This window comes from Pseudomonas sp. BNK-44-b (genome assembly GCF_047456245.1).
In the GTDB taxonomy this organism is placed as follows: domain Bacteria; phylum Pseudomonadota; class Gammaproteobacteria; order Pseudomonadales; family Pseudomonadaceae; genus Aquipseudomonas; species Aquipseudomonas machongensis.
Genome location: NZ_CP179908.1, coordinates 2,960,153 through 2,980,332 on the forward strand (window position 1 = coordinate 2,960,153; position 20,180 = coordinate 2,980,332).

At 64.5% G+C, this 20,180-nt stretch carries 16 protein-coding genes and 1 pseudogene; 5 read left to right on the top strand and 12 right to left on the bottom strand.

What is annotated here, in order from left to right:
• Positions 1 to 8: 8 nt before the first annotated feature.
• The 3 genes from ACMGGG_RS13350 to ACMGGG_RS13360 all read right to left on the bottom strand — a co-directional run bounded on the left by ACMGGG_RS13350 (position 9) and on the right by ACMGGG_RS13360 (position 3,441).
• Positions 9 to 2,498, bottom strand: coding sequence for an EAL domain-containing protein (locus ACMGGG_RS13350; RefSeq protein ID WP_414155649.1), 2,490 nt, complete (start codon positions 2,496 to 2,498; stop codon positions 9 to 11).
• 106 nt (positions 2,499 to 2,604) lie between these two features.
• Positions 2,605 to 3,108 carry a GNAT family N-acetyltransferase gene (locus tag ACMGGG_RS13355; RefSeq protein WP_063545251.1) on the bottom strand — a complete coding sequence of 168 codons (504 nt, stop codon included), beginning with the start codon at positions 3,106 to 3,108 and terminating at the stop codon, positions 2,605 to 2,607.
• Between the two features lie 120 nt (positions 3,109 to 3,228).
• On the bottom strand, positions 3,229 to 3,441 hold the full coding sequence (locus tag ACMGGG_RS13360) for a PLDc N-terminal domain-containing protein (protein ID WP_054891554.1): 213 nt from the start codon (positions 3,439 to 3,441) through the stop codon (positions 3,229 to 3,231).
• A gap of 168 nt (positions 3,442 to 3,609) precedes the next feature.
• On the opposite strand from ACMGGG_RS13360, the gene ACMGGG_RS13365 reads away from it, so the two are divergent.
• Positions 3,610 to 4,617, top strand: coding sequence for a GlxA family transcriptional regulator (locus ACMGGG_RS13365; protein WP_054891555.1), 1,008 nt, complete (start codon positions 3,610 to 3,612; stop codon positions 4,615 to 4,617).
• 15 nt (positions 4,618 to 4,632) lie between these two features.
• On the opposite strand, the gene ACMGGG_RS13370 is transcribed toward ACMGGG_RS13365, so the two are convergent.
• Positions 4,633 to 5,301, bottom strand: a complete 669-nt coding sequence (locus tag ACMGGG_RS13370) for a TetR/AcrR family transcriptional regulator (RefSeq protein ID WP_063545252.1) — start codon at positions 5,299 to 5,301, stop codon at positions 4,633 to 4,635.
• 88 nt (positions 5,302 to 5,389) lie between these two features.
• A complete protein-coding gene (quiC, locus tag ACMGGG_RS13375; RefSeq protein ID WP_414155650.1) occupies positions 5,390 to 7,285 on the bottom strand; it encodes a 3-dehydroshikimate dehydratase QuiC in 1,896 nt (631 codons plus the stop codon).
• Between the two features lie 279 nt (positions 7,286 to 7,564).
• On the opposite strand from quiC, the gene ACMGGG_RS13380 reads away from it, so the two are divergent.
• A complete protein-coding gene (locus ACMGGG_RS13380; RefSeq protein WP_054891558.1) occupies positions 7,565 to 8,935 on the top strand; it encodes an MFS transporter in 1,371 nt (456 codons plus the stop codon).
• A 33-nt stretch (positions 8,936 to 8,968) separates the two neighbouring features.
• Here the strand turns inward: ACMGGG_RS13380 and ACMGGG_RS13385 are convergent, their stop codons facing one another.
• The 5 genes from ACMGGG_RS13385 to ACMGGG_RS13405 all read right to left on the bottom strand — a co-directional run bounded on the left by ACMGGG_RS13385 (position 8,969) and on the right by ACMGGG_RS13405 (position 15,154).
• Positions 8,969 to 10,381 carry a DOPA decarboxylase gene (locus ACMGGG_RS13385; RefSeq protein WP_414155651.1) on the bottom strand — a complete coding sequence of 471 codons (1,413 nt, stop codon included), beginning with the start codon at positions 10,379 to 10,381 and terminating at the stop codon, positions 8,969 to 8,971.
• A 107-nt stretch (positions 10,382 to 10,488) separates the two neighbouring features.
• Positions 10,489 to 11,433, bottom strand: a complete 945-nt coding sequence (locus ACMGGG_RS13390; protein WP_414155652.1) for a LysR family transcriptional regulator — start codon at positions 11,431 to 11,433, stop codon at positions 10,489 to 10,491.
• 74 nt (positions 11,434 to 11,507) lie between these two features.
• Positions 11,508 to 12,218, bottom strand: coding sequence for a YebC/PmpR family DNA-binding transcriptional regulator (locus ACMGGG_RS13395; RefSeq protein WP_414155653.1), 711 nt, complete (start codon positions 12,216 to 12,218; stop codon positions 11,508 to 11,510).
• A 213-nt stretch (positions 12,219 to 12,431) separates the two neighbouring features.
• Positions 12,432 to 13,823 (bottom strand): FAD-dependent oxidoreductase, encoded by a 1,392-nt coding sequence (locus tag ACMGGG_RS13400; RefSeq protein WP_063545257.1) that lies wholly within the window; start codon positions 13,821 to 13,823, stop codon positions 12,432 to 12,434.
• 14 nt (positions 13,824 to 13,837) lie between these two features.
• Positions 13,838 to 15,154, bottom strand: a complete 1,317-nt coding sequence (locus ACMGGG_RS13405; RefSeq protein ID WP_125929635.1) for an MFS transporter — start codon at positions 15,152 to 15,154, stop codon at positions 13,838 to 13,840.
• Positions 15,155 to 15,393: 239 nt separating this feature from the next.
• Here ACMGGG_RS13405 and ACMGGG_RS13410 point away from each other — a divergent pair.
• Positions 15,394 to 16,263: pseudogene (locus tag ACMGGG_RS13410) on the top strand (LysR substrate-binding domain-containing protein).
• 94 nt (positions 16,264 to 16,357) lie between these two features.
• Positions 16,358 to 16,729 carry a DUF2784 domain-containing protein gene (locus ACMGGG_RS13415; RefSeq protein ID WP_414155654.1) on the top strand — a complete coding sequence of 124 codons (372 nt, stop codon included), beginning with the start codon at positions 16,358 to 16,360 and terminating at the stop codon, positions 16,727 to 16,729.
• Here the strand turns inward: ACMGGG_RS13415 and tam are convergent.
• The gene (gene tam / locus ACMGGG_RS13420) at positions 16,719 to 17,495 is read right to left on the bottom strand and encodes a trans-aconitate 2-methyltransferase (RefSeq protein ID WP_063545259.1); all 777 of its coding nucleotides are present in this window, start codon (positions 17,493 to 17,495) and stop codon (positions 16,719 to 16,721) included. The genes ACMGGG_RS13415 and tam overlap by 11 nt on opposite strands.
• 151 nt (positions 17,496 to 17,646) lie before the next feature.
• Between tam and ACMGGG_RS13425 the strand changes: the two genes are divergently transcribed.
• On the top strand, positions 17,647 to 18,381 hold the full coding sequence (locus ACMGGG_RS13425) for a FecR family protein (RefSeq protein WP_414155655.1): 735 nt from the start codon (positions 17,647 to 17,649) through the stop codon (positions 18,379 to 18,381).
• Positions 18,382 to 18,438: 57 nt separating this feature from the next.
• Here the strand turns inward: ACMGGG_RS13425 and ACMGGG_RS13430 are convergent, their stop codons facing one another.
• On the bottom strand, positions 18,439 to 19,851 hold the full coding sequence (locus ACMGGG_RS13430) for an amino acid permease (RefSeq protein WP_112898536.1): 1,413 nt from the start codon (positions 19,849 to 19,851) through the stop codon (positions 18,439 to 18,441).
• Between the last annotated feature and the right edge of the window lie 329 nt (positions 19,852 to 20,180).

Genomic DNA, 20,180 nt, shown 5'->3' on the forward strand with positions numbered 1-20,180 from the left:
ACCGTGCCTCAGTCCCTGACAATCCTGCCCGGCGTCTTCAGACGCTCGCTGGCCGGTGCCGGTCGCCCATAGAAATAGCCCTGGAAATGCGAACACCCTTCTGCCGCCAGGCGCTCCATCTGCTCGGCCGACTCCACGCCCTCGGCCGTAGTCTTGATCTTCAGGCTGTTGGACAGCTCGGTGATCGCGCGGATGATCGACATCGCCTCGCGACTGTCGCACATGTCGTGGACGAAGGATTTGTCGATCTTGATCCGGTCGAACGGGAACGAGCGCAGGTAACCCAGCGACGAATAGCCGGTGCCGAAATCGTCCAGCGAGATCGACACGCCAAGCTCCTTCAGCTCCCGCAGGATCCGCACGTTCTCCTCGCTGTTGCCCAGCAGCACCGACTCGGTGATCTCCAGCTCCAGACGATGCGGGGCAAGCCCTGAGTCCGACAGTGCCAGGGAAACGGTGTGCACCAGCCCAGTGTTCTTGAACTGCACCGGCGACAGGTTGACCGACACCACCTCCTGCCCTTCCCAGGTCGCCGCCTCCTGGCAGGCGAGATTCAACACACGGGCGCCAATCTCGTGGATCAGCCCGGTCTCCTCGGCGATGGGAATGAAATCCATGGGCAAGATCAGGCCGCGACTGGGGTGTTCCCAGCGCAGCAGCGCCTCGTAGCCGGTGACGCTGTTGCACTGCTGGTCCACCACCGGCTGGTAGTGCAATTGCAGTTGCCCCAGGTGCAGGGCTGTGCGCAGATCGGTCTCCACCAGGCGGCGCTGGCGTGCGGCGACGTCGAGTTCGACATGGAAGCATTCGTAGCGGTTGCGGCCATTGCGCTTGGCTTCGTACAGGGCCATGTCGGCGTAGCCGAGCAGTTGCTCGGCGTTGTCCTGGTCCTCGGGCGCAAAGGCAATACCAATGCTCACACCAACAGCGAACTGGTGCCCTTCGATCTGGAACGGCGGGCAGATCGCATCGATCAGGCGTCGGGCGGTGTTGCAGGCCGCCTCGCGGTTGTCCAGCCCGGCCAGAACCACGGCGAACTCATCCCCGCCTAGCCGAGCCAAGGTGTCGTGCTCGCGCAGCTCTCGACGCAGGCGCTTGCCCAGGGCACGCAGCAGTTTGTCGCCGAAGGCATGGCCGAGGGAGTCGTTGATGTTCTTGAAGTTGTCCAGGTCCAGGCACAAGGTGGCGGTCAGCTTGCCACTGTCCTCGCCGCGCGCCAGCGCCTGCTTGAGGCGCTCATGGAACAGCGTGCGATTGGGCAGGCCGGTCAGCGCATCGTGATGGGCCATGTGGTGGATCTGCGCGTGGGCTGCCAGTTCTTCAGTGGCGTCCTCGGCGATGAACAGCACGTAATCGGCCTGGTTGTCGCGGTTCTGGCTGAGCAGCGCGCGGCTGCGCAGGGTGCGAGCTCCCGCGACGGTTTCGACACGGGTTTCAGCGGCGTAACCTTTCGTACTGCGTGCGCCGCGCGCCAGTTGCTGCTCGAGAAACTCGGCGGCAGCCGGCACCGCGCAATCTGCGGGCAGCGTGCCGATCAGGCTCGCCCCCTGGCCACCGAACAAGCGCTCGGCCTGCTGGTTGGCCAACAGGATGCGCTGGCTGACCAGGTCCTGGACGATGACACAGGCTGGAATATTGGCGATCACCGAATCGAGAAACTGCGACAGGGTACTCATCTCCTGGCTGTACTGCTCGGCCAGCTCCTTGGCCTGCAGCAGCTCCAGCTCGTAGCGGCGACGCTCGGAGATGTCACGGGTAACCTTGGCGAAACCGATCAGTTGGCCGCTGTCCTCGTCATGGATGGCCTCGATCACCACGCTGGTCCAGAAATGCGAGCCGTCCTTGCGCTGGCGTACACCTTCGGCCTGGAAGCGCCCTTCCCGACGTGCCGTCTCCAGCCCCTGTTCGGGCAGGCCGCGGACGCGGTCTTCATGGGTGTAGAACACCGAGAAATGCTGGCCGACGATCTCATCGGCCTTGTAGCCCTTGGCTCGCTCGGCCCCGGCGTTCCAGTTGATCACATGGCCGGCGCTGTCGAGCATATAGATGGCATAGTCGCGCACGCCCTGCACCAGCAGGCGGAAATGCCGCTCCTGCTCGCGCTGAGCCATCTGTGCATGGTACTGCTCGGTGCAATCACGGGTGATCTTGGCGAAACCCACCAGTTGCCCGTCGTCGTCATGCACCGCCTCGATCACCACATGGGCGCGCAGCAGGCTGCCGTCCTTGCGCAGGCGCCAGCCATGCTCCTCGAAACGACCACAGCGGCGCGCCTGCTCGAGGTTGGCTTGCGGCAGGCCGGCAGCGCGGTCCGCCTCGCTGTAGAACAGCGAGTAGTGCTGCCCGACAACCTCGGCAGCCTCATAGCCCTTGGCGCGCTGCGCCCCCGGGTTCCAGTTGGCGACCACCCCCTCCGGGGTCAGCAGGTAGATGGCATAGTCCACCACGCTCTGGATCAACAACCGGTACATGACGTCGGGGCTCGCGACTAGCGACATGGCATTCTTCCTGAACCTGCGGGGCCGTTTTTCAAGATACTGGCATTATGCCTTTGAGCGACAGGATTTTGTGAAGTGGATCACAAAAATTCGCGCTTGCTGGACCTCAGTGACGCACCGCCGCGACACGCCATGTGTGCAACTGCGGGTCATCTTCCGGCGCGATTGCCTGCACGGCGCGCGGCAACTCGGCGACGACGCGGCTGCAAAAGGCCATGGCCGCTTCATCTTGCCGATAGCAGCGCAACAGCCAGTCATGCGCGCCACTGCAGAGCATCTGGCACGCTATTGCCCGGCCAATGCCTTGACGGCGGTAGCGCTTGAGGATGAACAGGTCGGCCAGCTCGAGGGCCTCGACCCCTGGCAGCTCGCTACGCTCGACCAGCACGAAACCGGCGATGAAGCCGTCGACCAGCACCAGGCTGGCGCCCCAACCGGACGATTGCCAGTAGCGCGCCATGTGCGCCTCGTGCAGGTAGAAACGTCCATCCGCCTCGACGTCTTCCTGCTCCCAGTCCGAGGACTCGTAGGCATAGAACTGATAAAGATTGCGGATGATTTCGGCGTGTTCAGGGCCGGTCGGGAACAGCTCGAGTGACGGCGCTGACATAGGGGCAGGCTCGCTGAAGGCAGGAGCGCCGATTCTACCCGCCCAGACAGGTTTTTCCAGGTATCGGCACCGAGATCCAAGTCCGTGGCGCCTGTCCTTGCGACAGGCGCCAGGCAAGGCTCATTTCTCTTCCAGCACGGCCCTGCCCTTCACCGCCCGCGGCCCGCGCCAGGCCCAGAACAACAGGCCGGGGAACGGCGCCCAAACCACGAACACGACCCACAACATCTTGCGCTCGGCACGGCGCTCGCTGCCGATGATGTGCCATATCGCCCAGATCTGCAGAAGAATCACCAGCACTGCGACGAGGATCCAGACCGTTCCGATTTCCATGAGCGTTCTCCTGTGAGCATGTAATGCATTTGTTCACGCCAGGCGCCAAGGGTTCATTCCAATCCGCGTACCGCCAGTGCAGGGCTCGCGGCATTATCCGGCCAGTGATTGTCTTTCCCCGCAACTCCCAGCACACTCCCTGCGCCATCGAAGGAAACGGAGTCCGCTGTGCCCACGCCTCGCCAGTTCAGCAAGAAGACTAGCACCAGTAACATGTTGCGGCTCAAATCCGGCGCCAGCGACGAACAGGTGCCGTACCGCGTCGACTTCGTTCTGCTCGAGCATTTTTCCATGGCCAGTTTCACCGTGGCGATGGACGTGCTGGTCACCGCCAACCTGCTGCGAGCCGACAGTTTCCGCTTCACCCCGCTGTCGCTCGAAGGTGACCGAGTGCTGAGTGACCTGGGGCTGGAACTGGTGGCCAGCGAGCTGGACCCGCGCAAGCTCAAGGAGCCCGACCTCCTGGTCATCTGCGCCGGCCTGCGCACCCCGCTCAAATACCCCGAGCTCGACCGCCTGCTGGGCGACTGCGCGGCCCACGGCATGGCCCTGGGTGGCTTGTGGAGCGGTGCATGGTTCCTCGGCCGCGCCGGGGTGCTGGGCGACTACGGTTGCAGCATCCACCCCGAACAGCGTGCCAGCCTCGCCGAACGCAGCCCGCAGACGCGCATCACGCCGGCCAGCTTCACCCTTGATCGCGATCGCCTGACCGCCGCCAGCCCCAATGGCGCCATGGAACTGATGCTGGGCCTGGTACGCCGGCTGTATGGCGATGCCTTGGCCGAAGGTGTCGAAGAGATCCTGTCGTTCTCCGGCGCCCGCTATCGCCAGGTCGGGCCCGGGGCGAAGAAGTCCATGAGCCTGCAACTGCGCACCATTGTCGAGCTGATGGAAAACAACCTGGAAGAGACCCTCAGCCTCGATCAGCTGGCCGCCTACAGCGGCCGCTCGCGTCGGCAGATCGACCGCTTGTTCCAGGCCCAGCTCGGTACCTCGCCGCGGCGCTACTACATGGAGCTGCGCATCACCAAGAGCCGGCGGCTGCTGCAGTACTCGGACCTGTCGGTCATGGAAGTGGCGGTGGCGTGCGGGTTCGTTTCGGTGTCGCACTTCAGCAAGTGCTACGCGGCGTATTTCGGCTACCCACCTTCACGTGAGCAGCGGCTGGGCGAGTGATGCCGATGCTGGGCATCAGGCGCGGATGTAGTTGAGCACGGCTTCGCAGATCATCTGCTTGTGGCGCAGCTTGATTGCGTCGTCCGCCAGGTCGATCTGGAAGATCTGGCCGAAGGTATGCCGGTTCGAGACCCGATAGAAGCAGAACGAACTCATCAGCATATGCAGGTCGATGACCTCGATGCCCGCACGGAACATGCCTTCCTCGACCCCGCGCTGCAGGGTGCGCGCCAGTGATTCGAGCACCAGGCTGCTCATTTCGCGGATCACCGGCGCCTGCTTGACGAACTCACCGTAATGGATGTTTTCGGTACAGACGATGCGTACGAAGTCGACATTGTGGTCGTGGTGATCGAAGGTGAACTCCACCAGCCGGCGGATCGCCTGCTCGACCGGCAGCGACTCCAGGTCCAGGCTGTGCTCGGTCTTGCGGATGTCGCCGTAGAGCTTGACCAGGCATTCCAGGTACAGCTGTTCTTTGCTGCCGAAGTAGTAGTAGATCATGCGCTTGGAAGTGGCGGTGCGCTCGGCGATCGCATCGACCCGCGCGCCGGCCAGGCCTTGCTGGACGAACTCGTGGATCGCAGCCTGGAGAATGTCCTCGCGGGTTTTCTCCGGGTTGTTCTTGCGCGACTTGCGCGCCCCGCCCGCGGGCTGACCGAGGCTGACTTGCGGATCACTCATACCGACTCACAGGCTGTTGTTTGGAATGTGCGGGGATTATCCGTGAGCCGGGCGGTGCAGGGAAGCGCGAGGGTGCATGTGCGGCTTGCTAGCCACCCGCACTCGCGCGCAGCTTGGCCATCGCCGCCAGGCGCACCGCCACGTTCGCCGCGCCATACCCCGCGTAGTCCCCCTTGCGCTGGAGGATCTCGAAGAAGAAACGCCCCTCGAACGGTTCGGTGTACACATGGAACAGCTCGCCGCCCTGCGCATCGCGGTCGTACAGCACGTTGTAGTACGCAAGCTCGCTGAGGAACTCATCGTCGAACTCGAAGCGTGCCGCCAGATCGTCGTAGTAGTTCATCGGGATCTCCAGCAATGGCACGCCAGCCTCCTTGGCCCGCGTGACCTCGGCGAAGATGTCGGCGCAGTCGAAGGCGATATGGTGCACGCCCGAACCACGGTAACTCGACAGGGCGTGGGCGATGGCGGTGTTGCGGTTCTCGGAGATGTTCAGCGGCAGGCGTAACGTCGCGCACGGGCTGCGCAGGGCGCGGCTCTTGACCAGACCATAAGGGTCGGGCAGTACCACTTCGTCGTCGGCGGTGAAGTCGAACAGGCTCTTGTAGAACAGCACCCAACTGTCCAGACCCTCGGCCGGCAAGGCCAAGGCCATGTGGTCGATGCGCTGTAGCCCGCCAGCGGCAGTGGCCGACGGATCGAGGCAGAAATCACTGTCATAGATGCTCTGCCCTGCCCCGGCCGGCTCCACCAGGTAGATCAGGCTGCCATCCGGCGCGCGCACCGCCGGGATTTCCCGCTCGTTGGGGCCGACCAGGCCACGGAATGGCTGACCACGATAGGCCATTGCCCGTTGCAGCGCCGCCTGGGCGTCATCCACGCGCAAGGCTGCAGCGCACAGCGATGGACCATGAGCCTCGTAGAAGTTGTGGGCAAAGGAATAGGGTTCGGCGTTGAGCACGATATTGATATCACCCTGGCGCAGCAGCTTGACCGCCTTGCTGCGGTGCTGACCGGCCTCGGCGAACCCCAGGCGCTTCAGCCACCCACCCAGCCGTGCACCGACCGCGTCATCTACGGCGAACTCGACGAACTCCACCCCGTCATAACGGCTCGCCGCAGGCGGTGCGAACAGCACGCCGGGTTCCACTGCGACCGCCTGCTCGGCCAGCCGCACGCGGGTCTTTTCCTCCAGGTACAGCAACGAGCGCAGACCATCGGCGGCGTTCTGACGCGAAGGCGCGGCACGAAAGCCATCGTTGAAAATCTCAAGCGACAGCGGGCCGCGATACCCACTGGCGATGATCGGCGCAAGGAAACCTGCGAGGTCCATCTCGCCCTGGCCGGGGAAACAGCGAAAATGCCGACTCCACTCCAGCACGTCCATGGCCAGGATCGGCGCATCGGCCATCTGCACGAAGAAAATCTTCTCACCGGGAATATCGCGGATCGCACTGGGGTCGCCCTTGAGCGAGAGCGTGTGGAAGCTGTCGAGAATCACCCCCAGCGCCGGATGATCGGCCTTGCGCACCAAGTGCCACACCTGCTGCCAGGTGTTGACGTGACGCCCCCAGGCCAAGGCTTCGTAACCGATGCGCAGGCCCCGCGCCCCGGCATGCTCGGCCAACAGGCGCAGGTCATCGACCAGCAGTTGCTCATCGCCCAGCGCATCGGGCTGCACGTTGCTGCACACCAGCACCAGGTCGGTGCCCAGTTCCTGCATCAGGTCGAACTTGCGCGCCGCGCGGTCGAGGTTCTTGTGCAGGCGATCACGGCGGCAGCCCTCGAAGTCGCGAAACGGCTGAAACAGCGTGATGGCCAGCCCCAGGTCCGCACACCGCTGCCGAATTTCACGCGGGGCACCGGCGTAATGGAGCAGGTCGTTCTCGAAGATCTCGACGCCATCAAAGCCTGCGGCAGCGATGGCTTCGAGCTTTTCAGGCAGGGTACCGCTGAGTGAGACGGTGGCGATCAAACGCTGCATGTTGAGTTCCTTGTTGTTTGTACAGGCGCGGGTTCGTCTGACCTGTGAGCCTGCTTGTTCTCGACGATGGCAGGATCGATTATTCGCAGGTAAAGTCGGGACGGCAATGCACTTTGTACGAAATGGTTAGTTTGTGTTCGGTAATCGAACAAAAGCCAGCCAGGCGAATTGATTCACCGCAGAACCCTGGACCACCATGGATTCAGTCGCCGCCATCCGGGCTCATGCCTGCCCGAGGGCGACCGCCATCCGACAACCAACAAGAACAACGGAGACACCATGGCCCACTCTTCACAGGCCAAGAAAGCCACCGCCAGCGGGTGGATCGGCTCGGCCCTCGAGTACTACGATTTCTTCATCTATGCCCAGGCGGCAGCGTTGATCTTCCCGCAGATCTTCTTCCCGTCCAGTGACCCGAAGATGGCCATCATCGCCTCCCTTGCCACCTATGGCGTCGGCTACCTGGCTCGTCCGGTCGGCGCCTTCGTGCTCGGCCATTGGGGTGACACGCGAGGACGCAAGAACGTGCTGCTGCTGTGCATGTTCCTGATGGGCATCTCGACCATGGCCGTAGGCCTGCTGCCCACCTACCACGACATCGGCCTCCTCGCCCCTGCCTTGCTGGTGGTCCTGCGCCTGGTCCAAGGCTTCGCCGTGGCCGGAGAGATCTCCGGCGCCAGTTCCATGATCATGGAGCACGCGCCCTTCGGGCGTCGCGGCTACTACGCCAGCTATACGCTGCAAGGCGTGCAGGCCGGCCAAGTGATGGCCGCTGCGGTATTCCTGCCACTGGCCTACTTCATGCCCAGCGAAGCGTTCAACGAATGGGGCTGGCGCATTCCGTTCCTGATGAGTGCAGTGGTGCTGATCGCAGGCTTCATCATCCGCAAGGAGGTGCACGAAACCCCGGCATTCGTTCAGGAAGAAAAACAGGACAAGGTGGCCAAGTCCCCAATCGGCGAAGCGTTCCGCCACAGCTGGAAACACATGGTGCTGGTGATGTTCATGGCACTGATGAACGTGATCCCGGTGGTCGCCACCATCTTCGGCGCGGCCTATGCGGTGCAGCCGGCCTACGGCATCGGTTTCGACAAGAGCGTGTACCTGTGGATCCCGGTGGTGGGCAATATCGTCGCGGTGCTGGTGATTCCGTTCGTGGGCAACCTGTCGGACCGCATCGGCCGGCGCCCGACCATGATTGCCGGGTGCCTGGGATCGGGCCTGCTGGCGTTCGTCTACCTGTATGCGATCAGCATCCAGAACGTGCCACTGGCCTTCGTCGGCTCGATCCTGATGTGGGGCATGGTCTACCAGGGCTACAACGCTGTGTTCCCAAGCTTCTACCCCGAGCTGTTCCAGACCCGCTACCGGGTGTCGGCCATGGCCATCGCACAGAACATCGGCACCATGCTCACGGCGATGCTGCCGGCGCTGTTCGCAGCCGTCGCCCCACCCGGTTCGGAGCATATCTGGCTGGTAGTCGGGGCACTGGCCTTCGCCATCACCTGCGTGTGTGCACTGGCCGCCTATGTGGCGCCTGAAACCTACCGGATGGCGATGGAAGACCTGGGTAACCCGCAGGCCAAACCGCTGGAAAAGGACGCCTATGAAGCCAGCCGCAAAAGCAGCTTCGAGGTGGTGAGCCCGTAAGACAGTCGGGGCCGCACAGCGGCCCCGGCAACCTCAAGCCTTGACCACCGCCTGCAGGTTTCTCCACAACCGCTCCACATCCGCCCGTTCCGTCGGCAGCGCGCCGACCGACACCCGTACCATCCACCGACCTTGCAGGGTGGCCGGGGTCACGTAGGCATCGCCGGAAGCATTGAGCCGGTCTGCCCAGCCACGGGTGTGCTCATCCAGCGCCTCACCGTCCAGCCCCTCTGGTTCATGCCGAATGCACAGGGTCTGCAACTGCACCGGCGCCAGCAGTTTCCAACCCGGCGCCGCCGCGACCTGCTCGGCCAACCACCGGGCATTTTCCAGGTCTCGGCGCAGGCGCTGCTGCAAGGCCTCGACCCCTTCGCTGCGAAGCATGAACCACAGCTTCAGCGCCCGGAACCGCCGCCCCAGCGGTATGCCCCAGTCGCGCAGATTCTTCACTTCGCCATCCACCGACGACTGCAGGTAGCTGGGGTTGGTACTCATCACCCGGATCAGGTGCTGCGGGTCGCGCACGTAATAGATCGAACAGTCGAAGGCCACGCCCAGCCACTTGTGCGCATTGACTACCACCGAGTCGGCCAGCTCGATGCCGTCCCACATCCAGCGGCATTCGGGGAGGATCATCGCCGAGCCTGCCATCGCCGAATCGACATGCAGCCACAACCCCGCCGCCTGGGCGATCTCACCAACTGGGCGCAACGGGTCCAGGGCCGTGGTGGCGGTGGTGCCGGTGGTGGCAACCACGGCGCAGGGCTGGTTGCCTGCGGCCAGGTCCTGCTCGATGGCGGCTTGCAGCGCTTCGGGGATCATGGCGAAGCGCTCGTCCGTTGCGATCTGGCGAATGTTGTCGCGGCCGAACCCGGCCAGCAGTGCGGCCTTGTCCACCGAGCTGTGGGCATGGGCGCTGACGTAGACGATCAGCGGCTTGTCCTGGGCCTGCAGGCCGCCGCGGGCGAGGATGTAGTCGGTGCTGCGCTCACGTGCGCTGATCAGCGCGACCAGGGTGCTGGTGGAGGCCGTGTCCTGGATCACCCCGCTCCACTGCACCGACAGCCCCAGCAGTTGGCGCAGCCAGTCGAGTGTGGTTTCCTCCAGCTCGCTCAGGGCTGGGCTGGACTGCCAGGACAGGCCGAGCACGCCAAGCCCTGTGCTGAGGAAGTCGCCGAGAACTGACGACAGCGTGCCGTTGGAGGGGAAGTAGCCGTAGAAGTCCGGATGCTGCCAGTGCGACAGGCCGGGCATCACCAGGCTGGAGACATCATCGAGGATGGCGGCGAACGGCTCGCCCTGCTGCGGCGCAGCCTCGGGCAGCGCGGCCTTGAGGTAGCCGGGCTCGACCTGGGCCATCACCGGGCGCTCGCCGACGGTCTGGCGATAGTCGGCGATCAGGTCGATGAGCTGGTGGCCGTATTGGCGGAATTGTTCGGGGGTCACTGGGCTGGCTCCTGGGCGAAGGGATGAGGTGTCAGCACCGACACCCCGCAATAAGCCCAGTCTAGGCAACCCACCATCGGGCAATAACCCCGTTTCGCGCATAGCTGCTATCGCAACCGCGCATCCCCGCCCTGCACGCCAAACGACGACTGGCGCCACAGCTCGAATACCCGGTTACGCAACCAGCGGTGCTCGGCCGAGGCCTGCAAGCGCTGGTGCCAGACCACCCAGTAGCGCTGACTGTGCTCGATGAAGCCCAGCGGCCGCCAGGCCAGGCCATGCAAACGGCAAAGCTGGCGGGCGATATGCTCCGGCACCGTGGCCAACGCCTGACCATTGCCGATCACCTGCACCATGGCACTGAAGAACGGCACCTGCAGCTGCATGCGTCGCTGCAGGCCCTGGGCACGCAGGTGTCGGTCGATGAAGCTGTCCTTGTCGCCGCCGCCGGATACCCGCACATGGCGATAGGCAAGGTAGTCGTCCTGGCTGATCGTGGTGCAGGCGGTCAGCAGATGCCCGCCCGCCATCAGGCACACCGCACGGTCTTCACCGAGCAGCCGGCCATGCAGGTTGGGCGGGGACTCATCGAACAGTGTGGTGGCCAGATCGACCTCACCACTGGCCAGCGAGGCGTATTGGCCGGCCTGCCAGGTGCGGTACTCGAGGGACACCCCGGGCGCCTCATGCTCCAGTGCCGTCACCAGGTCCGGAAGGATGTGCTCGGCCACATAGTCGGAGGCAGCGATGCAGAAACGCCGCTCGCAACGCGCCGGGTCGAAGGCGGCAGGCTGGCGCAGGGCGCTGAGCTCATCGAGCACCTGGCGCAAGGGTTCGACCAAGGTTTCGGCATGTTCGCTGAGCACATAGCCGCGCCCCTGGCGGACCAGCAGCGGGTCGCCGAAGGCATCGCGCAGGTGAGCGAGCTGCCGACTGAGGGCCGACTGACTGCACCCCAGGCGCTCGGCGGCGTGGCTGAGGTTCTTCAATTGCAGGAGGCAATCGAGGGTGCGCAGGTGGGCCAGGCTTAGTGAGGCGAAGGTGGGGGTCATGGGGTGACCTGCGCGGGTGAGGTGGAGGGCCCCATGGCGGGGCCCATCGGGCCGCGAGGCGGCCCGGCAGGAAGTCAGTCCGTCAGACCGACATAGACGTTTTGCACGTCTTCGTTCTCGTCGATCGCCTCGAGGAAGGCCTCGACCTCGGCCAGGGCTTCAGCACTCAGGCTGGCGGCGCTCACCGGGTTTTTCGGGGTATAGCCAATCTTCGCCGAGGTGACGGTGAAACCATGCTCGGGCAGGGCCTTCTGCACCGCGTCCAGGTCGGTGGTGTCGGTGATGAACAGGGTCGAGCCCTCTTCCTCGCCGTCCTCGAAGTCCTGGGCGCCAGCTTCGATGGCGGCCATTTCCGGGTCGGCACCACCCTCCGGGGTGGCCTCGATCAGGCCGACATGGTTGAAGTCCCAGGCCACCGAGCCGCTTGCGCCGAGCTGGCCCTTGCGGAACAGCACCCGGATCTGGGCGACGGTACGGTTCACGTTGTCGGTCAGGCATTCGACGATCAGCGGCACCTGGTGAGGCGCAAAGCCCTCGTAGCTGACGGCATGGTACTGCACCGCCTCGCCATCCAGGCCAGCGCCTTTCTTGATCGCACGCTCGAGGGTTTCGCGGGTCATCGAAGCTTTCTTGGCCTGGGCGATCGCCAAGCGCAGACGCGGGTTCATGTCCGGGTCAGCGCCCGACTTGGCCGCGATCTGGATCTCCTTGGCCAACTTGCCCATGATCTTGCCCTTGGCGTTGGCGGCCGTTTCTCTATGCTTGGCTTTCCACTGTGCGCCCATCTCGACTCTCTTTGTCTCAGCGGCCGGTTCAGGAAGCGACCGGCCAAAAGTGCGGAGAGTTTATACGCCCTCGCGGGTGGGATCGACAAGAAATCGCATGGCGGACATTCGCGGGCAGCTCGTAGCGGCGAACCGCCGCCCCTGCAAGCGGTGGGTACCTGTGGGAGCGGCGGTGCGGCGACCCGACTTGCCCGCGAAAATGCCCACACCGACTCAGCCCTTGTCCGCCTTCCCCGCCGCCGCCGCGAACTTCGCCAACCGCACATCCAGCCGCCGTGGGCGCAACCCTCGGTCTTCGGCGCGTTCCTTGCGCCGCACGGCATCGCGCACCATCAGCGACCCCAGGTAGCGGATCGGCTCCGGCGGGAACTGCCCCAGCGGCCCCTTGACCAGGGGCGAGCGCGTCCAGGCGTTGTCCATCCCCAGGGCCAGCGACGAAAGGATCTGCCCGCCCATGTGGCAAGGCCCTACCCCGCTGCCGGAATAGCCGAAGCCATAGAACACGTTGCCCTGCCCGTCCAGCCGGCCGAAGAACGGCAAGCCGGTCACCGAGCGATCCGATGGCCCGTTCCAGCTCGCGGCCAGCGGCACCTCGGCCAGCGCCGGGAAGAACTCGCCCAAGGTCCGTTTCAGCAGCGATCGATAGGGCGATGGCTGATCGAAGACCGGCAGCATGCGCCCGCCATAGGCGAAGGTATTGCCGCCCTTGCCGAGCATCAGCCGACCGTCGGGTGTGTTGTGGTAGTAATGCACGAAGATGCGCGAATCGAGCACGCTGATGCCGGTCTCCAGGCCCGTCTGGCGCAACAGTTCGGGGCACGGCTCGGTGATCACCATGTCGCTGGAGACGATCGCCACGCTGCGCTCGAACTGCGCAAACTGTCGCGCCATCCACGCATTCAGGCCCAGCACGACCCGGTCGGCACGCACGGTGCCGTGGGCGGTGCGCACCTGCACCGGGGCGCCGTGCTCAAGGCTGGTCATCGCCGTGCCCTCGTGGATGCGCACGCCACGCTGCAGCGCGACCCGGCGCAGGCCACGCACCAGCTTGCCCGGCTGTACCGTGGCGGCCGCTGGCGAGAACCAGCCTTCCCGGTGGCGGTCAGAGCCTGCCCGGCGCTGCACCTCATCCAGCGCCAGACGCTGGAACGAGTTGATGCCCTGGCGCTGCAGCGCGGCGATCACCGCATCGGTACTGCCGACCTGGGCGGCATTGGTGGCGGTGTACAAGGTGCCGTCCATGCGGTAGTCGCAGTCGATGTGATGTTCGGCGCAGAACGTGCCGATGGCCGCGATACTGCGCTCCGACTCACGGACCAGGCGCACCGCCTCGGCCACACCGAACAAGCGCTCCAAGGTGAAGTACTTGGCCGACCACGACAGCGCACAACCACCATTGCGCCCGCTGGCACCGGCGCCGCAGATATCCGCCTCGATCAGCAGCACATCCAGCGCCGGTACCGCCTCCTTGAGCATCAGCGCGGTCCACAAGCCGGTATAGCCGCCACCGACGATGCACACATCACAGCGCACATCACCTTGCAGCGGCGGGCATACCGCTTCGTTTTGCGGATCCAGGGCCTGTTGCAGCCAGAACGGTCTCATCGTTTCACTTTCCTTCAGGTACGTACCGGCTTGATCGCCATGCCGGTATTGGGGGCCACGTCATGTACCGCCTCCGCACTGGCCGGGCGGCTGTTCCAGTGCGGCAGCAGCACCAGGGCGGAGAACAGCGCAGTACCGGCGAACACGATGAACACCGTGACGCTGTCGAAATAGCCCGGCAGCAGGCCGCCGAGCACCGCGCCCACCGAGCCGCAGCCATTGACGAAACCGGCGGCGGTGGCGCCGGCCTTGGCGGTGCCGAAGTCGATCGCGGCAGCACCGCTGATCATCGAGTCAGGTCCGTACAGGGTCAGGCCCATGACGAACAACAGCGCAACGACCAGCACCACACTGCCGCTGTGCATTGCGGCCATGAAACCAGCCAGGGTGAAGGTCAGCAGCACCAGGCTGATCACGCACGCCGGCATGCGCCGGGCACCGAACAGCTTGTCCGAGGCCAGGCCGATCAGGATTGGGCCGAGCAACCCGGCCAGCTCGAAGGCTGTGGGAATGATCGCCGCGCCCACCTTGCCCACCGAGGGCATCTGCTCGAAAACGATCACCGGGCCCCATAGCAGTATCGCGTAGCGCGCCGGCTTGAGCATGAAGTAGGCAAGACCCAACGTGAGTACCGTGCGGTTGCGCAGGATTTCGCGCAGCGGCGCCCAGACACTGCACAGGTTCGCGCCTGGCGCCATGCTCTGCGGCTCCGGCTCCACCGCCGGCAGGCCGACATCTTCGGGCTTGTTGCGCTGCAAGAAGAAGAACAGCAGCGCCACCGCTGCCACCACCACGGCGCTGGAGAAAAACGCTGCGTGCCAGCTGCCAACCAGGGTGTATGCCCACCACCCGGCAAAGGGCGAGGCCACCAGGCCGCCAAAGGCGTAGCACGAACTCCATAGCCCAAGTACCCGGCCACGCTGGGACGACGGGAAGAAACTGCCGATGTTCTTGCACAGCCCTGCCCAGCCGGTCGACTGCGCCAGGCCCTGGATCAGCATGCAGGTGGCAAAGATCGGGAAGGTCGCGTAACTGCCCATCACCACCGCTGCTGCGGCCGAGATCAGCAGGCCGCCGAGTACCACCACGCGTGGGCCGAAGCGGTCGGCGAGCATGCCCCAGGTGAACTGGCCCACGGCGTAGGCCGCCAGGTAGATCGCGTCGAGATTGGCCATGGCGGCCTTGTCGAGCATGAAGCCTGGATCCTCAGCAATGCCAAGCTTGGCGACCGAGAAGGCCTTGCGGGTGAAGTAGAAGGCGGCGTAGGCCAGCCAGGTGATGGCGAAGATCTGCATGCGCCACCGCTTGATGGCACCGAAAGACTGGTTCATTTGACTCTGACCTCTTGCTGAGTGTGCCGGCAGAATGTGAAGAAACGCCTGTCTTGTTGTTGTGTTGCGCACTGCATGACGGAGGGACGTCATCTGGCTGGACCATGGCCCGGTGCAGGCGCTTTTGGCGCTGCCTCGGGTTGAGCGACATGGAAACAGCTGATGACTGATAAATAAAATCGATTTATCGTATTTCACACATAAGCCCAGCTTTTAACTGAATCTGTTCCGAGGTGTTCATGTCGGTCTCGCAAGCGCAGCTCAAGGCCTTTCACGCCGTGGCCTAACACGGCAGCTTCACCCGGGCCGCCGAGAAACTCTTCCTCACCCAGCCGGCGGTGTCCGACCAGGTGCGCAAGCTGGAGGAACGCTTCGGCGTGCTGCTGTTCCAGCGCAACAAGCGCTCGGTGCAGCTCACCGACCTGGGCGAACGCCTGTTGGGCATCAGCCAACGCCTGTTCGCCTGTGAAACCGAAGCCCTGGAGCTGCTGCAGGATTCGCGAGCCCTGCACACCGGCAGCCTGGTGCTGGCGGTGGATGCCCCCGTGCACGTACTGCCGCAGGTTGCGCGCTTCTGCCAGCGCTACCCGGGGATTCAGGTCAAGATCGAGACGGGCAACACCGATGAGTCGCTGGCGCGCCTGTTCAGCTACCAGGCCGACCTGGCCCTGCTCGGGCGCGACGTCGATGACGAGCGGCTGTTCTGCGTGCCGATGCGGCGTGACCCGATGGTGGCCTTCGTGTCCCGGGACCACCCTTGGGCCACCCGCGCCTCGATCAGCCTGGCCGACCTGGACGACACGCCGCTGGTCTTGCGGGAGCCCGGCTCGGTGACACGCCAGACCCTGGAAGAAGAGATGCAGCGCGCGGGCCTGCGCATCCGCCCGGCCATCCAGGTCGAGGGGCGTGAAGCGGCGCGTGAAGCGGTGGTGGTGGGGATTGGCGTGGGGGTGGTGTCGGCGGCGGAGTTCGGCGCCGACTCACGGGTGTGTGCGCTGCCCATCGTCGATTGCCAACGCCACCTGACCGAGACGCTGGTGTGCCTGAGCGAACAACGCACGCGGCGAGTGGTGGCGACATTTTTGCAGATGGTGCAAGAGGCGCTGTGAATCCATCGGTGCCGTCCCTGCGATCAGGCCGGCCCCGACAACCCTGCAATCTACCCTATGCTGATGACTCGCCCCACAGCGGACCCCGCCCACCATGCTCTACCGCCTAAGCGCCGACGCCCTCGTCCTGCTGCACCTGGCCTTCATCCTGCTGGTGCTGTTCGGCGGCCTGCTGGTGCTGCGCTGGCGCCGCGCCCTGCTCCTGCATCTGCCGGCCCTGGCGTGGGGGCTTTCGGTGGAATGCCTGCATCTGCAGTGCCCGTTGACGGGCTGGGAAAACCGCATGCGCCTGGCAGTCGGCCAGGCTGGCTACCAGGGTGGGTTCGTCGAGCACTATGTCTGGCCGCTGATCTACCCTGCAGGGCTGACACCGCAGATCCAGGTGCTGCTCGGGTTGATCGTGTTGCTGCTCAACCTTGGCATCTACGGCTATGTGCTCTGGCGCGGGTGGCGTGCTAGCGGGTAGCGACCACGAACAACCGCGGGAACGGCAGCAACACCTTGCCATCGGTGGCTTTCGGGTAATCCTGCTCCATGGCCTGCAAGTAGAGCTGCAGGAAGCTTTCGCGCTCGGCCTCGTCCAGCCGCGCCAGGTACGGCCGCAGGCCCGAACCCTTGAACCACTCCACCACGGCGCCCGCGCCGCCCTCAAGGACATGGTGATAGGTGGTACGCCACACATCCACGCGTTCGCACAGCGGGCTCAGCAGGTCGTAGTAGAACGCGCCGCTGTGTCGCGGTGGCAAGGAAAAATCGCTGAACTTGTCTTTCCACGGGCCTTGGCTGGCAATCTCGCGCATGCGCTTGTGGGCAGGCTCGTCAAGGTTGTCGGGAGTCTGCACCGCCAGGCTGCCGCCCTCGGAAAGCTGGCGGATCAGGTGCGGGTACAGCTCACGGTGGTTCGGCACCCATTGCAACGACGCGTTGGCGAGGATCAGGTCCTGGGGTTCGGCAGCCTTCCAGGTGGCGATGTCGGCTACCTCGCAACGCACCCGCGGCACCTTCAGGCGTGGTCGCTCGCGCGCCTTGTCGATCATGTCCTGGTCGCTATCCAAGGCCAGCACCTGGGCGTCGCCATGCTGTTGCAGCAAGACCTCGGTGGAGTTGCCAGGGCCGCAACCAAGGTCAGTGGCATGGCGCACCGGCCGCGGTGGCACGGCCGCGAGCAGATCGCGCACGGCGCGGGTGCGTTCATTTTCGAAGAGCGAATATTGGGTGGCGGACCAGGCCATGGGCGACTCCTTCGGCAGTTGGAAGCGCTAGCATAGGCCTTTTCCCGAACGTCCGGGGTATCGGTCTGACCGATCCGCTTCGCCTGAACGAAAACAGGAACCGACAGCCTATGCTGGAGGTCATCCGCATAACCTCCACACGTCGCTTGCCATGAATGCCTTCCCCTATCCGCGTCTTGCCCTGCCTCTGGCCATCCTTGCGTTGATCGGCGCCTCCTTCCTGCTCGCCTCGCCCTGGATGGGCCAGGGCTTCGAGCTGTCCGACCTGTCCACCGACAGCCAGAACCGCCTGACCCGGCAACTGGAGGACGGCAGCCTGTTGACCCTGGACAACGGGTCGGCCGTGGACCTGACGTTCGACCGCGCCCAGCGACGGATCGACCTGCTCAAGGGCCAACTGTTGCTGGAGGTGGCACGGGGCGATACCCGCCCGCTGTTCATCGTCACCCCACACGGCAGCCTGCGGCCGCTGGACGCGAAACTGATCGTCGAACGGCTGCAGGACAGCAGCGAAGTCACCGTGCTGGAGGGGCGGGTCGAACTGGCGGGCAACGACCGCCAACGCTCGCTCAACCGCGGCCAGCAGTTGCGCTTCGATGGCATCACCCCCGGCACCCTGACCCAGGTCGATACCGGCGATACCCAGGCAGCCTGGTACCTGGAGCGCCTACCCGGCGATGATCAGCCATTGAACGAAACCCTCGAGCGCCTGGCCCGGCACCACCGTGGCCTGCTGCTGTTCGATGCCCCCTCGCTGGCCGACCTGAAGGTCGCAGACGACCTGGCCCTGGACGACACCGACCAGGCCCTGGATGACCTGCAGGCCACCCTGCCGATCAAGGTCGCCCGTTACACCGACTGGCTGACCCTGGTGCGGCGCAAATGAAAACGCGGCCGGTCCCTGGAGGAGCCGGCCGCGTTTTCAGTACAACTCAGGTAGCGATCAGTGCCGCTTGGCGCTACGGATCTGATGCACCACACCCATGGCCACCACGATGGCCGCGGCGATGCCGGTGGAGATCACCAGGATCTGGTAGTCAGGCATGAAGGCCATGGTCACCAGTGCGGCAACGATGAAGGCGATCACCAGGTAGGTCAGCCAGGGGAACAGCCACATCTTCAGGCGCACCTCACGGCCCTCGGCGATCAGCTTGCGGCGCATGCGCAGTTGCGAGAAGGCGATCACCAGGTACACCAGCAGGGCGATCATGCCGGTGGTGTTCATCAGGGTTTCCAGTACGTCCTTCGGGCGCAGGGTCTCGCTGAAGTTGATCAGCGCACAGACCACCGCCACGGCGCAGGAGCCGAGGATCGCGTATACCGGCACGCCGGTCCCGGTGCGGGTGATCTTGAAGAACGACGGTGCATCACCGCGCTGCGACAGCGAGAAGAGCATGCGCGAAGCGGTGTAGTGGCCGGAGATCAGGCAACTGCTCACCGAGGTCAACACCACGAAGTTCATCAGCAGCTCGGCATACGGCACACCCAGCAGTTCCAGGGTGCGACGGTAGGCGCCATAGCCGGAAACGCCCAGGTGCGGATCGTTCCACGGCACCAGGCAGACGATCAGGAAGATCGAGCCGACGTAGAACAGGCACACACGCCACACCACCGAATTGGTGGCCTTGACGATCTGGGTAGCCGGGTCCTTCGCTTCCGAAGCCGCGATGGTCACGATCTCGGCACCGAGGAAGGCGAACATCACGCCGAGCAAGGCGCCGATCACCGTGGTGATGCCGTTGGGCATGAAGCCTTCGGCGGTCAGGTGGGTGATGCCGCGCACCTCACCGAACTGCCAGACGTTCATCACTGCGGCGGTACACACCACCAGGAAACAGACGATCGCCACCACCTTGATCAAGGCGAACCAGAACTCGAACTCGCCGTAGTGCTTGACGTTGAAGAAGTTCACGGTGATCAACAGCAAGGTGGTCGCCAGCACGAACACGTTGACGCTGACACCAGGGAAGAAGCCATGCAGGATCTTGCCCGCCACGTAGGCTTCCCAGGCCATGAGGATGACCCAGTACCACCAGTACAGCCAACCGATGGTGAAACCGGCCCAGCGCCCGATGGCGCGGTCGGCGTAGGTGGAGAACGAGCCGGTGTCCGGCGAGGAGGTCGCCATCTCGCCGAGCATGCGCATGATCAGCACCACCAGGATGCCGCCGGCGAGGTACGCCAGGACAGCCGCTGGGCCGGCGCTGTGGATCACGCTGCCGGAGCCGACGAACAAGGCGCCGCCAATGACCCCGGCGATCGACATCATCGTCAGGTGGCGCGACTTGAGCGAGGCACTGAGCTTGCTCTCGTGCCCGCCTTCCGCGGAGGTGGTGGATGTGGATGTTGCGTCCATCAGTTGTGTACCCCGTGCTTCTTTTTATCCAAGGAAAAACTGTGAAACCCCGATGGTTATCGGCCTCACCTGTACATCAGCGCTATTGCGGGCAGGAGGTGTGAAGAACACACGCAGACCATCCATGGCGGCCTGCTGACGCGCCCGAGGGTTGCCGCTCGGGCGAACTGAACGTGTTGCATCTGGCGATATCTGACACCTAATGTAAAAATGTCCGCCACATAGAGCCATGCACAGTGGCATGAAACTCGCACTGCACTGTACAGGCCGCCAATGCAATACACCCGCGACACCCTGCAGGCGCTTGGCGTTACGCACACCTGAAGGCA